Raw genomic sequence first — 14,061 nt, forward strand, 5'->3', positions numbered from 1 at the left:
TCGCAGGTCTTTTACAACCTTGATCCCCCCAGTATAGGAAAAAGACGCGGAGATGCCTGTGACATCCGCCGGGCGACTTCGCCACCGGAGGCATCTAGCCGGCGTCACCGGCATCCGGCTTGAAGGCCCCGGGCTCGAGCTCGTGACGGGCCAGCAGCTTGTAGAAATCGGTGCGGTTGCGCCCGGCAATACGCGCCGCCTGGGTGACATTGCCCTCGGTGATCTTGAGCACCTTGATGAGATAACTGCGCTCGAACCCGGCCCGCGCCTCGGCGAACGAGGGCAGCGCACTCTCCTCGGCCGCCAGGGCCTGGGCCACCAGCGCCTCGGGAATGATCGCCGAACTGGTCAGCGCCACGCACTGCTCCACCACGTTGACCAGTTGACGCACGTTGCCGGGCCAGGCACTGGTGGCCAGCAGATTCATCGCCTCCGGCGAGAACCCCTTGACGAAGGGCTTGTGGCGCGCGGCGGCCTGGGCGACCAGATGCTTGGCCAGCAACGGCACATCCTCGGCACGCTCCTTGAGCGGCGGCAGGCGCAGGTTGACGACGTTGAGGCGGTAGTAGAGATCCTCGCGAAAATCGCCGTCGTGCATGGCACGGTCGAGATCGCGATGAGTGGCCGAGATGATGCGCACGTCGATGGGTACCGAAGCGGTGCTCCCCAGCGGGCGGATCTGACGCTCCTGCAGGGCGCGCAGCAGCTTGACCTGCAGGGTGAGCGGCATATCGCCGATCTCGTCGAGAAACAGGCTGCCGCCGTTGGCGGCCAGGAACAGGCCCTCGTGCTGACTGACGGCGCCGGTGAAGGCGCCCTTGGCATGGCCGAACAGCTCGCTTTCCAGCAGCTGCTCGGGCAGTGCACCGCAGTTGATGGCGACGAAGGGCTTGTCGGCACGGCTGCTGGCCTGATGGAGCGCGTTGGCCAGCAACTCCTTGCCCGAGCCGCTGGGCCCGGTGATCAGCACGCTGACATCCGAGGCGGCGACCATGCGCGCCTGTTCGAGGATGCGCTCCATCTGCGGGCTGCGGGTGATGATGCTGGCCCGCCAGGCCTCGTCGGCCGCTCCACCGCCTCGCGGGGTCTGGGACAGGGCTTCCTCCAGGGCAAGGAAAAGCTCGTCGCGATCGACCGGCTTGGTCAGGAAGCTGAACACCCCCTGACGGGTGGCGCTCACCGCATCGGGAATCGAACCATGGGCCGTCATCAGGATCACCGGCAGACCCGGCGCACGACGCTGGATATCATGAAACAGCGCCAGACCGTCCATCTCGTCCATGCGCAGATCGGTCAGCACCAGGTCGGGACGACTCTCGGCCAGCGACTCCAGAGCCTGGCGGCCGCTGGTCGCCGTCGTCACCCGATATCCCTGGCTCTCGAGGCGCACGCTCAGCAATCGGAGCAGGCTGGTATCATCGTCGACCAGCAGGATCTGGGCAGCGGCGGCTTGCTTCACGTCATTCTCCTTGACGAAGACGCCAGCCGTCAGGGTGACTGGCGTGAATTGATGCTTTGCTCGATAGCCGTCAGAGCGTCGATCTTCTGCGCAAGTTCCGCATTTTCTCGTTGCAGCGCATGATATTGTGCCTGGCTCTGCGCCAGCTTCTCGTTCAGCTGTCGACGTGCCTCGAGCCCGTTGAGCCATTGCTGCAGCAGCGGCTGCAGGCGGCTCGGCGCTGCGGAGATGTCCGCCTTGAACAGCTCGGACGCCCGGTCCCGCCGCTCTGCGGTGTTGCCCCAGGACAGTACCACGGCGCGGGCCAGACGCTGTCCGGGATAGGCTCCGTCGAGGCGCGAGAGCATGCGCTCGCGCCACTCGTCATCGCCGCGCTGGGCCTGGAGCCCGAACCCGACCCAGGCATCCACCAGACAGATGTTGTCGGCCAGTGTCGGTATGTCTCCCAGGCAGGAAGACGGCACGGTATCGACGGGCTCTTCAGGCTGCGGGTTCAACCCTTGGCAACCGGCCAATAGCGAGCTGGCCAGAACCATGGCCAGCAGGATCTTGGTTTTCATCGGGCTCAGTTCCTCGCATCGTCGTCGATGCCTACGATACGGGCATCGCTTCTTGGGTAGGAGCCGGATCCTCTGCCTTTATCCAGGGCAGCGTCAGGCGAAAACAGACCGGCAGCTTATCATCCTCCACCAGGGCAAGTTCGCCATTTTGCACCTTGGCGCAATCGGCAGCGACCGACAGGCCGATGCCGGAGCCCTTGAGCGGCCCCTTGCGCTGGATCTTGCCCTGATAGAAAGCCTCGAAGAGACGCTCGCGATCCGATTCGGCAATCGGCTCGCCACTGTTGGCCACCTCGATGACCAGCGTCTCCGGCGAGCGCTGGGTACGGATCTCGAGCCGTCCGCCGTCCTCGCCGTAGGCAATGGCATTGGACACCAGGTTATCGAGGATGCGCAGGGTACGCGAACGATCCGCCTGCCACTGCAGCGGCGCCCGCGGCCATTCGACCTCCATGCCCTTCTTCTCCAGCGCCAGCTGGTGCTTGGACAACACTTCCTGGAAGACGCCGTACAGATCGAAACGCGACAGCTTGAGCCCCCGGTTGTGCTGAAGCAGATTGTAATCGAGCAACTGCTCGATCAGGGACTGGAGCTCCACGGCACTGTCGTCGATCAGGCCGACGATTTCCCGCTGGCGCGGCGTCATCTCGCCGACCACGCCATCCGCCAGCAGCGCCGTGCCTTCGATCACGCTGGCCAACGGCGTCTTGAGCTCATGCGACATGTGGCGCAGGAATTGCTGCTTCTGGGCCTCGAGTTCGGCGAGGCGCGCCGACAGCCAGGAGAGCCGCTTGCCCAGATCGACCAGCTCCGCCGGGCCCTGAATGCGCTTGGGAGCCTGCGCCTCCTGGCCGCTGCCCAGGCTCAGGATACGGCGTTCGAGCTGCCGGATCGGCCGGATGATCAGCCAGGTGAACAGCAGCATCAACGCCAGGCTGACGGAGACCAGCGCCGTGGTCTGCAGCCACAAGCGATCGCGCACCCCCTGGGCCCGTTCACGGATGCGCTCGATACGCTCATCGACAAGCTCGTTGGTCGCCCTGAGGACATCGTCGGTACGGCTGGCGAAATCATCGAACTCGTCGAGCTGCGCCCGGATCTCCTCGAGCGGCAGTGCGGGCAATTCCTGCAGCCGCTGAACCTGTTCCAGCAGCGCCTGCACATCCGGGTCGTCCGGCAGCAAGCTAGCGTGGCGTGCGAGCAGCTCCTCGTAGCGTTGCGCCTTCTCCGCGTAGATCTCGAGCAGCCCCTCCTGCTCGAGTACGGCATATTGGCGGGCGCTGCGCTCCATCTCCAGCGCCAGGCTGCTGAGCGTACGGGCACGACGGTTCTGCTCCACCGCCTGGCGCGCACTGACATCGGCGAGCTGGGAGAGTTCGGACAGGGCCTGCCCGGCCTGGAACATGAGCACGACGATCGGCAGCATGACCGCAATGAAGGCCAGGAGAACGAGTTGCAGCAGAGAGCGGGGACGCCAGCGGCGCGAGACCTGATTGGCCATGGACACGATTCTACGCAGAAAGACAGTGAGGATTACGAATCTGTCTACATAGAATAACAGAGTTATTGCCTATCCCTACCGTTTCCGGTCATTTGGAGGCAAAAAAATGAGAATGGCATGCACAAAAAAGAGGGCCGACAGGGCCGGCCCAAGGTACGCAGGGAACTGAAGGGTCAAAAGATCATTCCTGAAGCCCGCCTGGACAGACCGCCAGAAACGACCGGTTGGGCATTGCTGCCCCGAAGCCATGGGAGCGACTACAGTCTTCCAGGAAACGCCAACTCCCATGTCAGCGGCCGAGCCGCCATGCTTCGTACCGTGGCGCATCGCCTTGGCGCTGCGCCGTAAACTGCCCCCCGTGAAGGGGGGAGAGGCATCCTTGCCTAGGGCATCCTTGCCCTTTTGGTACCCATCCTTGCCCTAAGGCGGTACCCGTCTCATCGCAACCTAAGTCACACATCGCGTAGAGCAGACGCTGACTGGCCGGATCGGCTGATGGTATGCGGATGTCCGCCCTTTCAGCGGGGCCAGTCGAGAAGAAGATCAAGCCATGCTGAACCGCTTCCCGTTGCTCACTTTATATATAGCGATTCGCGTGCCAGGTTTTGGCATATTCATTTAAAAACAATGAGTTAAATCAACCCCCTTGATGCCAGGAAGGTGACGGACCGAGTATCGGCCCCTGTCACTCCTTATTTGACCGCAAAAATGTCGCCAATTGACGACGAAATTTACGCGGAATAACGAAAATCAATCACAATCAAGGCATTACTCTGTCTCAAAAAAGAGACAGATCTATCGCCAGGATGCATGACGCACGAGAGAATGGCGCATCAGAGCGCAGCGAAGCGGCGGGAAATACGGGCGCACGGCGCTCCCGCTCAGGAGAAGCCACCGTGCGACACCGGGCGCATCAGGTCAGAGACTTGATCAGCACCTTGGACTTGCGGGCGTGGTTGTAGGCTTCGCGCTTGAGCGGTGGCAGGGCCGAGAGATCGGAGAGAACGAACCCCCGCTCGAAAAACCAGTGCGCGGTATGAGTGGTCAAGGCGAACAGCGCCGTCAATCCCTGACGACGCGCGCTGCGCTCGATCTCGGCGAGCAGCAGCTCGCCGCGCGCCCCGCCCCGGTAGTCGCCATGCACGGCCACACAGGCCAACTCGCCCATACGGGCATCGGCGAAGGCGTGCAGTGCGGCGCAGCCGATCACCATACCGTCGCGCTCGATCACCCAGTAGTCGTCGATCTCGTGCTCGAGCCGCTCGCGGGAGCGCGCCACCAGCATGCCGCGCGTTTCCAGCGGGTGCAGCAGCTCCAGCAGTCCGCCGACATCGTCGAGCTCGGCCTTGCGCAGCTGCTCATAGCGGTTCTGGGTGATCATCGTACCCACCCCATCGCGGGTGAACAGCTCACCGAGCAGGGCGTCGTGATCGTGCCATGACAGCAGGTGGGTACGCGCCACCCCGTGGCGGGCCGCCTCGCAGGCCGCGCCCAGATGACGGGCCAGCTCGCTGCCGGGCGTGGCCTGCAGGCGCAATGGCTCGGCATCGTCGGGGGTCAACTGGCGCTGCAGCTGGCCGCTCTCATCGTGGAGTCCCGCCGATTCGCCGAGCAGGATCAGCTTGTCGGCCTTGAGTGCCATGGCGGTATGCTGCGCCACTTCGGCAGCCACGAGATCGAACACCTCGCCGGTGCTGGAGAAGCCCAGCGGCGGCAACACCACCAGGGCGTTACGCTCCAGCAGGCCTTCGATGGTCCGCGCCCGCACCCGCCGGACCTCGCCGCTGTGGCCGAAGTCGACCCCTCCTCGCACGCCCAGCGGCTTGGCCATGACCAGATTGCCCGAAACGGCCGTCAGCTCGACACCGTGCTGCGGCGTGTTGGGCAACCCCAGCGACAGACGCGCCTCGAGACGCAGGCGCAGATCCGCCGCTACCCGCTCCACATGCTGCATGATGTCGCGATCCGTCACCCAGCGGCCATCGACGCGCTGGGGCGTGATGCCCATCCCGGCCAATACATCGCCGACCTGGGGACGAATGCCGTAGACCACCACCAGGCGCACGCCCAGCGTGTGCAGCAGCGCCAGATCCTGGATCAACTGCTCCCAGCGTCCCGAGGCCATGGCCTCGCCTTCGATGAGAATCACGAAGGTACGCCCGCGATGTGCATTGATGTAGGGCGATGAATTGCGGAACCAGTCGACGAAGGGAAAGCGAGTATTCAAGGGCCCGCGCTCCAGCAGCAGGATGGGGAAAGGAGACTGACTATAGCAAAGCCAACGAAAAGGCGGGACCGCATGGCCCCGCCTTGTCAGCCTATATTAGCGGCATCCGGCTCAGCCGAACATGCCCTTGAACATGAAGAAGAACATGATGGCGAGCAGCGCACCGGCCGGCAGAGTGATCAGCCAGGACAGCACGATGGTACCCAGCACGCGCAGGTTGAGCGCCGCCATGCCGCGCGCCAGCCCCACGCCGAGTACCGCACCGACCAGGGTATGCGTGGTGGAGATCGGCAGGCCGGTACCCGAGGCCAGCACCACGGTGGTCGCCGCCGCCAGGGTGGCGGCAAAGCCGCGGCTCGGCGTCAGCTCGGTGATGCCGGTGCCCACGGTGGCGATGACCCGATGACCGTAGGTGACCAGGCCGACCACGATGCCGCCGCCGCCCAGCACCAGCACCCACCACGGCAGGGCAGCCGCGCCACCGATCTCGCCGTGCGACTGTACCACGCTGATGACCGCGGCCAGTGGGCCCACTGCGTTGGCCACGTCGTTGGAACCATGCGCAAATGCCATGGCACAGGCGGTGAACATCATCAGCACACCGAAGATGCGCTCGACGCCCGAGAAGTTGAAGCCATCGCCCTGCCCTTTCTTGCCGCGGCCGATGCGGCTCTCGAGCAGGATACCCAGCACCATGATCACCACCCCGATGGCAGCGGCGACCAGCAGGCTCTCGCCGAAACTGAGATCGAGCCCGACATGGGACAGTCCCTTGACCAGCGTGACCATCGAGACGATGAAGCCCACCAGGAACATATAGCCCGGCACGTAGCGCTTGGCCGATACGAAAGGGTCGCGGCTCTCGAAGATCAGCACCTGCACGGAGCGGAACAGCACGAAAGCGATCGTTCCTGCCAACAGCGGCGACACCACCCAACTGGCGGCAATCTGGCCGACCTTGCCCCAGCCGACGGAATCGACTCCGAGCCCCGCCACGGCGAAGCCGACGATCGCCCCGACGATGGAGTGCGTGGTGGAGACCGGCCAGCCCCGGATGGAGGCGATCAGCAGCCACAACCCCGCCGCCAGCAGCGAGGCGAGCATGCCGTAGACCAGCAGTTGGGGATCATCGGTGAGCAGCGCAGGATCGATGATGCCCTTGCGGATGGTTTCGGTGACCTGACCGCCCGCCAGCCAGGCGCCGAGGAACTCGAAGACCACGGCAATCAGGATGGCCTGCTTGATGGTGATGGCCCTGGAACCGACCGAGGTGCCCATGGCGTTGGCCACATCGTTGGCCCCGACCCCCCAGGCCATGAAGAAACCGAAGACACAGGCGAGAATGATGAAGACATCGCCGTATTGCGCAATGATGGACATAGGCAAGCGTTCTATGTGATTAGCGAATGATTGAGAGAGTGCCGAAGGCAAACGACCCGCTTCAGCGGGCCGTGAGTATCTGCAGGCGGCTACCGACGCGCTCGGCACGGTCGGCCAGCTCACCGATCCACTCGATGATCTGGTACAGGAACATCACATCCACCGGCGGCAGTTCCTTTTCCAGCTGGAACAGCTGACGGCGAATCTGGATTTCCTGGCCGTCGGCCTTGTGCTCGAGATCGTGAAGATCGCGAATCAGATTCTGCATCAGGTCGGAGACATTGCGTCCGAAACCCGACTCGAGCAGGTCCTCGAGCTCTTCCAGCGCCTTGCGGGCCTGGGCCACGGTGGCGATCGCCGTCTGCAGATAGTCGCGCATCGGCTGAGCAAGCGCGGGCGGCACCTGCATGCAGCGCCCGAGCATGATGCCGGTGATGTCGCGCGCCTTGTTGGCGATCTTGTCCTGTACACTGATCAGGTCCAGCAGGTCGGAGCGCGACACGGGCAGGAACATGGTGTTGGGCAGATTGAGGCGCAGTTGGGTCTTGAGCATGTCGGCGTCATGCTCGAGGCTGGTCACCTTCTCGCGATACTTGGTGGCCTCGTCCCAGTCTCCCGCCAGGGTGGCGTCGAAGAAGGGCAGCAACTGTTCCGCACATTCGCTGGTCTTGACGATGTGGGCCAGTAGCGGCTGAAAGGGCGAACGCCCGAACAGCGCCGAAAAAGGATTGGAAGTCACCATAATGTGGCTCGATCCGTTGAAATTGGCAGCGGCAAGTATAGTGATTGGGCCCTGCCGCGTCATGAAAAATTCATATTAGCTCTCGAGGCGATCCCCCATGTCCGAAGAAATCGAGCTCAAGCTGGCCCTCGGCCCGCAAGGTCCCGACATGCTCCGTCGTCATCCGGCACTGGCGGCCCTGCCCCCACATCGCCAGTGGCTGGCCAATACCTACTATGACACGCCCGATGGCGATCTCGAGGCGGCCCGGGTCGCGCTGCGCATCCGCGAGACCCCCGTTGGGCGTCTACAGACCCTCAAGACCGCAGGCAAGGGCTCGGGAGGCTTGCACTCCCGGGGGGAGTGGGAGTGGCCGATCGAGGGTGAAGGCCTCGACATGGAGGGGCTCAGGCAGCACGCGCCGCCATCGCTGGACGAGGCCACGCTGGCGCGGCTCGCCGCCCGCTTCACCACCGATTTCGTACGCGAGAGCTGGCAGTACGAGGAGGGTGACGATCGCATCGAGATTGCGCTGGATCAGGGCAAGGTGCTTGCGGCAGGCCGCGAGGTCGCCATCCGCGAGGTGGAACTGGAACTCAAGCACGGCGATCCCGAAGCGCTATGGCGACTCGCCGAGCGGCTCGCCGATCAGGTGGCCCTGCGTCCGGCCAATGCCAGCAAGGCCCAGCGCGGCGCGGCACTGCGCGAGGGACACTGGGCGTTGCCCGCCCTGCCCGCCGAGGATGCCGGCACATTGTGGAACGAGACCATCCTGGCGCTGGACTGGTGGCAGGACAGCCATGATACGCATGCCTGGCACCGCGCCCTGGAGGGGTTACAGCGGCTGAAAGGCGACGCGGGCCTGACGCCAGCCGCCGGCAAGGATCTCGATACGCTCAGCCGTGCACTGTCGACGGCAGAGCAGGCACCCGATAACGCCTGGCTGACACCAACGCTCGCCCAGAGCTGGCTGCGGCTGATGCGGGTCTTCACGTCCTGACCGGCAGTGCTACGCTTGGCGAGTGCCCTGCGAATTCCAGGAGAATAATTTGGTTCCGCCCTTAAAGCCCGCCAATTCACGTCTGCGCACGCGCCTGTTTCAGATCATCTTCGAATCCGATACCCGCATGGCCAAAGGATTCGATATCGTCCTGATCGCGCTGATCCTGACCAGTGTGCTGGTAGTCCTTCTCGACAGCGTGCCCAGCTACAACGAGCGCTTCGGCGAGGTGTTCTATACCTTGGAGTGGATATTCACCCTGCTGTTCACGCTGGAACTGGCGGCACGTCTGTACTGCCTGGAACGCCCGCTCAAGTATCTGACCTCGTTCTACGGCATGATCGATGTGCTATCGGTCATGCCCACCTGGCTCGCCCTGCTGCTCCCCGGCACCCAGTCGCTGCTGGTGGTGAGAATGCTGCGCGCACTGCGTATATTCCGCATATTGCGTCTGATGCAGTTCGTCGGTGAAAGCCGTCTGCTGCTCGACGCCTTGAAGCGCAGCATGCATCAGATCGTGCTGTTCCTGTTCAGCATCTTCTCGCTGGTCACCATCTTCGCCTCGGTGATGTACCTGATCGAGCCCGCCGAGGCGGGCTTCACCAGTATTCCTATCTCTATCTACTGGGCGATCGTCAGTCTGACCACCGTGGGGTACGGCGATATCGTGCCGGTCACGCCGATGGGCAAGACCATCACGGTCATGCTGATGCTGATCGGCTATTCGATTATCGCCGTGCCCACCGGGGTCTTCTCCGCCGAGGTCATCCGCTCGCTTCGCGAGGAGCGCTACTCCAACGAGGCCTGCCCCGGCTGCGGCCTCGACCGTCATGAGCGCGACGCCCGATACTGCAAGCGCTGCGGCACCTGGCTGGATGAAACCCACCCCGACCCCAAGGCCGTCAGGGCCGGCCTCGAGGAACCGGAGGATGGGGCCGGAAATGCCTGACGGCGTCCGCCCATGCGCAGCGAGCGTCACTTCTTCCAGAACATCGGAGTGAACAGGACCAGCACGGTAAGGATCTCAAGGCGCCCCATCAGCATGCCGATGCACAGCAACCACTTGGCGGCGTCGGGCAATGAAGAGAAGTTGCCCGCCGGCCCGATGATGTCGCCCAGGCCGGGGCCCACGTTGGCCACCGCGGTGGCCGCTCCCGACAGGGCGGTCACCAGATCCAGCCCCATCATCGCCAGGCCCAGCGCCAGCCCCGCCACGGTGAGAAAGAAGAAGAACGAGAAGGCGATGACGCCGCGCACCACCTCGTCGGGCAGACGCCGTCCGTTGTAGCGCTGGGAGAAGACGCCATTGGCGTGCACCAGGTAGCGCAACTGGTTGGCGAGCATGACCAGGCCGACCTGGAAGCGGAAGATCTTCATGCCGCCGCTGGTCGAGCCGCTGCATCCGCCCACGAAGGTCAGATAGAAGAAGGTGCCCACCACGAAGGGCCCCCACAAGGTGTAGTCTTCGGAGGCATAGCCCGTCGTGGTCACGACCGAGATGACGTTGAAGGTCACCTGGGTCAATGCCTCGAAGGGGTCGGCTCCGAGAAATATCCGATACAGCGTGAGCGAGGCAACGACGAACGCCAGCAGATTGAGCAACCCCCGCACCTGCTGGTCCTGCCACAGCGCGCTGCGCGTCTCTTGCAGGACGCGAATGTAGAGTACGAAGGGCAACGCCCCGCACAGCATGAAAAACGAGGCCAGCCAGAGAATCAGCGGGCTGTCGGCATAGGCGCCGAAGGAGGCATCGGAATTGGCGAAGCCGCCGGTGGAGACCGAGCTCATGGCGTGGACCGCCGCATCCAGCGGCAACATGCCGGCCCACCAGTAGCTGAGAAACGCCAGCAGGGAAAAGCCGAGATAGATCGCGCCGGTGGCCTTGGCGATCCCCCCTGCCCGGGGCAGCACCTTGTCCGACCAGTCGGAGGATTCGGTGTGGAACAGGCGCATGCCACCGACCTTGAGGAAAGGCAGAATGGCGATCGCCATGACGATGATACCGACGCCTCCCAGCCACTGCATCATGCCCCGCCACAGCTTGAGACCGTCGGAGAGCCCCTCGATGCCGACCATGATGGTCGAGCCGGTGGTGGTGATCGCCGATACCGACTCGAAGACCGCATTGGTGAACGAGAGGTAGGGGGCGCCCAGAATCAGCGGCAGGCTGGCAAAGCCGCACACCACCACCCAGCTCAGCGTAGTGAGAATGAACATCTGCCGGGGATGCAGCGCGACGTCGACATGCCGCGTGATGGCCAGCAGCGATAACGAGATGCCGAGCACGATGCTCAGCGACAGGGTAAACGCCCAGCTGTCGGCATCGTGCTCCAGCAGCAGCATGACCCAGGGTACGGCCATGAACGCCGCCAGCACCAGTAGCAGCGCGGCCAGCACCTTGATGACCGGCCCGACATCTTTGGCAACGCGCCCGGCGCGCCTGCGAACCACATTGATCAATGTCCCCACTCCTATCGTTCCCTGCCGATGATCTCCCCGACAGTGAATCCGGTTCGCTTCCCCGATTCCTGCCGGCAGAGCACCGACATGTTTTTATTCCGGGCCTGCCTTCACCTCGACCCGAGACAGCCCGGTTGACGCCTTACCAGTGCTTGACCTCGCGTCTGCTCCACACCAACGTTGGCTAGAAGAAGGTCAGCCCGACCTGGAACAGCCGCTCGATGTCGCGGATACGTCGCCTGTCGATCAGGAACAGAATCATGTGGTCGCCGCTCTCCACCACCACATCATGATGAGCGATCAGCACGTTCTTGCCGCGCACCAGGGCACCTACGGTAGTGCCCTCGGGAAGCGCAATCTCGTCGATGCGCCGCCCCACGATCTGCGAAGAGTGAACATCGCCGTGGACGATGGCCTCCACGGCCATCGCCGCGCCATGCCGCAGGGAGTGAACGTTGACGAAGTCACCACGGCGGATATGGGTCAGCAGCATACCGATGGTGGCCTGCTGCGGCGAGATGGCGATATCGATATCGCCGCCCTGGACGAGGTCGACATAGGAAGCGTCATTGATCAGCGTCATCACGCTTCTGGCTCCCAGACGCTTGGCCAGCATCGACGACATGATGTTGTCCTCGTCGTCGTTGGTGATGGCGCAGTACACATCGCAATCCTCGATGTTCTCCTCCTCGAGCAGGCGTGTGCTGGTGGCACTGCCATGCAGAACCACGCTACGGTCGAGTCGCTCGGCAAGCATCATGCAGCGCTCCAGGTTGTGCTCGATGAGCTTGACGTGATGATCGCGCTCCAGCTTGCGCGCCAGCCGCTCGCCGATGTTGCCGCCGCCGCCGATGAGAATGCGCCGATAGCCCCGCTCGGCCTTGCGCAGCTCGCTCATTACCGCACGGATGTCCTTACGCGCCGCGATGAAGAACACTTCATCGCCGGCTTCGATGACGGTGTCGCCGTGGGGAATGATTGGCCTGTCACGCCGATAGATGGCCGCCACTCGACTGTCGATGTTAGGCATATGACGGCGCAGAAAGCCGAGATCCTGCCCCACCAGCGGGCCGCCATAATACGCCTTGACGGCGACCAGCCGGACCAGACCGTCGGCGAAATCCACGACCTGAAGGGCACCGGGATACTCGATCAGGCGTTGGATATAGTCGGTGACGACCTGCTCGGGATTGATCAGCACATCGATAGGCATCGCATCGCTGGAAAACAGTCCCTTGCGATTCCAGTAGGCATTGGCCCGGACCCGAGCGATCTTGGTCGGGGTACGGTACAGGGTGTGGGCCACCTGACAGGCGATCATGTTGATCTCGTCGGAGTTGGTCACGGCGACCAGCAGGTCGGCATCCTCGGCTCCGGCCTGGAGCAGAATCGCCGGATAGGAAGCCTGGCCCTGCACGGTGCGGATATCCAGGCGTTCCTGAAGCTTCTGCAGACGCCCGGCATCGACATCCACCACGGTGATGTCATTGTTCTCATGAGACAGATGCTCGGCGAGGCTCCTGCCAATCTGGCCGGCTCCCAGGATGATGACCTTCATTTGGGGAACAACCCTATGCGCTGATAACCGGGCGTAGCATAGAGTGCCCTCGCGCCGATTAACAGAAGCGACCCGTCATCGACCGGCCTGCCTCCCCTTCGGGCCACCGCGCCCAACGCCTACCCTCTCCCTATCGGTACATTCGGGTGTTTCTTTACGAAAGTTTTTGTCAAACACCATTATTGACATTGTTAAAAATGGCAAGGGCGCCGCCACTGTCGCTTCCAATCCCGCCAGGACTATCTAGCTTGGATAGATGTGAGTCGCAATCACACATCGATCATGAGCAGCGAAAAGAAAGGAGGCTTCATGTTCAGGACGGTACTTCTTACTGCAGCCGTTTCGGCGGCCATGGCCACCGGCACGGCGGTTGCCCAGCAGAGAGACGACAATCAGGACAGTTCGCAATGGAATCAGGGCAGCCAGAGCAGCCAGCAGTGGAACCGCAACAGCCAGAGCGGTCAGCAAGGCAGCCAGAGCAATTACGGCAGCGGTTCGGATAACCAGTGGAACCGCAGCAGTCAGGGCAGCCAGAATTACGGCGGTGGCCAGAACTACGGCGGTGGTCAGAACTATGGCGGCAGCCCGTACGGGGGTGGCCAGAGTAGCCAGCAGTGGAATCAGGGTTACGGCGGCAGCCAGGGCGGCCAGCCATGGCATCAGCGCCAGGGGGGCAATCAGGGCTACGGTAACGGCCCGGGCAGCCAGAATTACGGCGGTGGCCAGAGCTACGGCGGTAACCAGGACAACCAGCAACAGTGGGGCCAGAGCGGCCAGCAGCAGAATCAGGGCAACGCCGGCAACCAGCAGCGTCAGCAGGCTTTCCAGTACATCTATCTGCACGGCTACATGGAAGGCAAGGAGGATGGCCTGCAACAGGGGTACATGCGCGGCTATCAGCAGGGTTACGCCCAGGCGATGCAGCAGGCCGCCAGTAGTCTGAGCGGTACCCAGCAGGGCTCGGGTTCCCAGGGCTCCAGCAGCCAGCAGGGTTCGGGCTCGCAGAACTCGGGTACTTCGGGCTCCGGGACTTCCAGTTCCACCACGTCGGGAACAGGCACTACCTCGGGAACAGGCACTACGTCAGGCAGCAGCTCGACCAGCCCATCCACCACCAGCGACTCGCAGAGCGACGAATAGAGCAGCCGCAGCTAGCGGCATCGCTGGATGTCTCAGGTGAAAAACCTTGCCTCAA

At 63.3% G+C, this 14,061-nt stretch carries 11 protein-coding genes; 3 read left to right on the forward strand and 8 right to left on the reverse strand.

Annotated elements, in window-relative coordinates; genetic code table 11:
• Nucleotides 1-94 precede the first annotated feature (94 nt).
• The 6 genes from glrR to ACYQ12_RS15685 all read right to left on the reverse strand — a co-directional run bounded on the left by glrR (nt 95) and on the right by ACYQ12_RS15685 (nt 7,869).
• Complete coding sequence (glrR, locus tag ACYQ12_RS15660) at nt 95-1,459, reverse strand: two-component system response regulator GlrR (protein ID WP_459873532.1); 1,365 nt, start codon at nt 1,457-1,459, stop codon at nt 95-97.
• A gap of 29 nt (nt 1,460-1,488) precedes the next feature.
• Nucleotides 1,489-2,019 carry a hypothetical protein gene (locus ACYQ12_RS15665; protein WP_459873535.1) on the reverse strand — a complete coding sequence of 177 codons (531 nt, stop codon included), beginning with the start codon at nt 2,017-2,019 and terminating at the stop codon, nt 1,489-1,491.
• A 31-nt stretch (nt 2,020-2,050) separates the two neighbouring features.
• Nucleotides 2,051-3,520, reverse strand: coding sequence for a sensor histidine kinase (locus ACYQ12_RS15670; protein WP_459873538.1), 1,470 nt, complete (start codon nt 3,518-3,520; stop codon nt 2,051-2,053).
• Between the two features lie 913 nt (nt 3,521-4,433).
• Entirely contained in the window at nt 4,434-5,747 is a 1,314-nt protein-coding gene (gene argA, locus ACYQ12_RS15675) for an amino-acid N-acetyltransferase (RefSeq protein ID WP_459873540.1), read from the reverse strand.
• A 111-nt stretch (nt 5,748-5,858) separates the two neighbouring features.
• Nucleotides 5,859-7,127 (reverse strand): inorganic phosphate transporter, encoded by a 1,269-nt coding sequence (locus ACYQ12_RS15680; RefSeq protein WP_459873542.1) that lies wholly within the window; start codon nt 7,125-7,127, stop codon nt 5,859-5,861.
• A gap of 61 nt (nt 7,128-7,188) precedes the next feature.
• Nucleotides 7,189-7,869 (reverse strand): TIGR00153 family protein, encoded by a 681-nt coding sequence (locus ACYQ12_RS15685; RefSeq protein ID WP_459873544.1) that lies wholly within the window; start codon nt 7,867-7,869, stop codon nt 7,189-7,191.
• A gap of 97 nt (nt 7,870-7,966) precedes the next feature.
• On the opposite strand from ACYQ12_RS15685, the gene ACYQ12_RS15690 reads away from it, so the two are divergent.
• Both ACYQ12_RS15690 and ACYQ12_RS15695 read left to right on the forward strand, forming a co-directional pair.
• Entirely contained in the window at nt 7,967-8,848 is an 882-nt protein-coding gene (locus tag ACYQ12_RS15690) for a CYTH domain-containing protein (RefSeq protein ID WP_459873546.1), read from the forward strand.
• A 49-nt stretch (nt 8,849-8,897) separates the two neighbouring features.
• Nucleotides 8,898-9,797: an ion transporter gene (locus tag ACYQ12_RS15695; RefSeq protein WP_459873548.1), complete on the forward strand. Its 900-nt coding sequence runs from the start codon at nt 8,898-8,900 to the stop codon at nt 9,795-9,797.
• Nucleotides 9,798-9,823: 26 nt separating this feature from the next.
• On the opposite strand, the gene ACYQ12_RS15700 is transcribed toward ACYQ12_RS15695, so the two are convergent.
• Nucleotides 9,824-11,299 (reverse strand): TrkH family potassium uptake protein, encoded by a 1,476-nt coding sequence (locus tag ACYQ12_RS15700; protein ID WP_459874534.1) that lies wholly within the window; start codon nt 11,297-11,299, stop codon nt 9,824-9,826.
• A gap of 193 nt (nt 11,300-11,492) precedes the next feature.
• Complete coding sequence (trkA, locus tag ACYQ12_RS15705; protein WP_459873550.1) at nt 11,493-12,866, reverse strand: Trk system potassium transporter TrkA; 1,374 nt, start codon at nt 12,864-12,866, stop codon at nt 11,493-11,495.
• Nucleotides 12,867-13,175: 309 nt separating this feature from the next.
• On the opposite strand from trkA, the gene ACYQ12_RS15710 reads away from it, so the two are divergent.
• Nucleotides 13,176-14,006, forward strand: coding sequence for a hypothetical protein (locus ACYQ12_RS15710; protein WP_459873552.1), 831 nt, complete (start codon nt 13,176-13,178; stop codon nt 14,004-14,006).
• The last annotated feature ends 55 nt before the right edge of the window (nt 14,007-14,061 follow it).

The sequence above is a fragment of the Halomonas shantousis genome (genome assembly GCF_054654615.1).

What these genes read in the sequence shown, in the direction of transcription:
- ACYQ12_RS15665 (WP_459873535.1), bottom strand. Translation starts at nt 2,019, where the DNA reads ATGAAAACCAAGATCCTGCTGGCCATGGTTCTGGCCAGCTCGCTATTG.
- ACYQ12_RS15690 (WP_459873546.1), top strand. Translation starts at nt 7,967, where the DNA reads ATGTCCGAAGAAATCGAGCTCAAGCTGGCCCTCGGCCCGCAAGGTCCC.
- trkA (WP_459873550.1), bottom strand. Translation starts at nt 12,866, where the DNA reads ATGAAGGTCATCATCCTGGGAGCCGGCCAGATTGGCAGGAGCCTCGCC.
- ACYQ12_RS15670 (WP_459873538.1), bottom strand. Translation starts at nt 3,520, where the DNA reads ATGGCCAATCAGGTCTCGCGCCGCTGGCGTCCCCGCTCTCTGCTGCAA.
- ACYQ12_RS15680 (WP_459873542.1), bottom strand. Translation starts at nt 7,127, where the DNA reads ATGTCCATCATTGCGCAATACGGCGATGTCTTCATCATTCTCGCCTGT.
- ACYQ12_RS15710 (WP_459873552.1), top strand. Translation starts at nt 13,176, where the DNA reads ATGTTCAGGACGGTACTTCTTACTGCAGCCGTTTCGGCGGCCATGGCC.
- ACYQ12_RS15685 (WP_459873544.1), bottom strand. Translation starts at nt 7,869, where the DNA reads ATGGTGACTTCCAATCCTTTTTCGGCGCTGTTCGGGCGTTCGCCCTTT.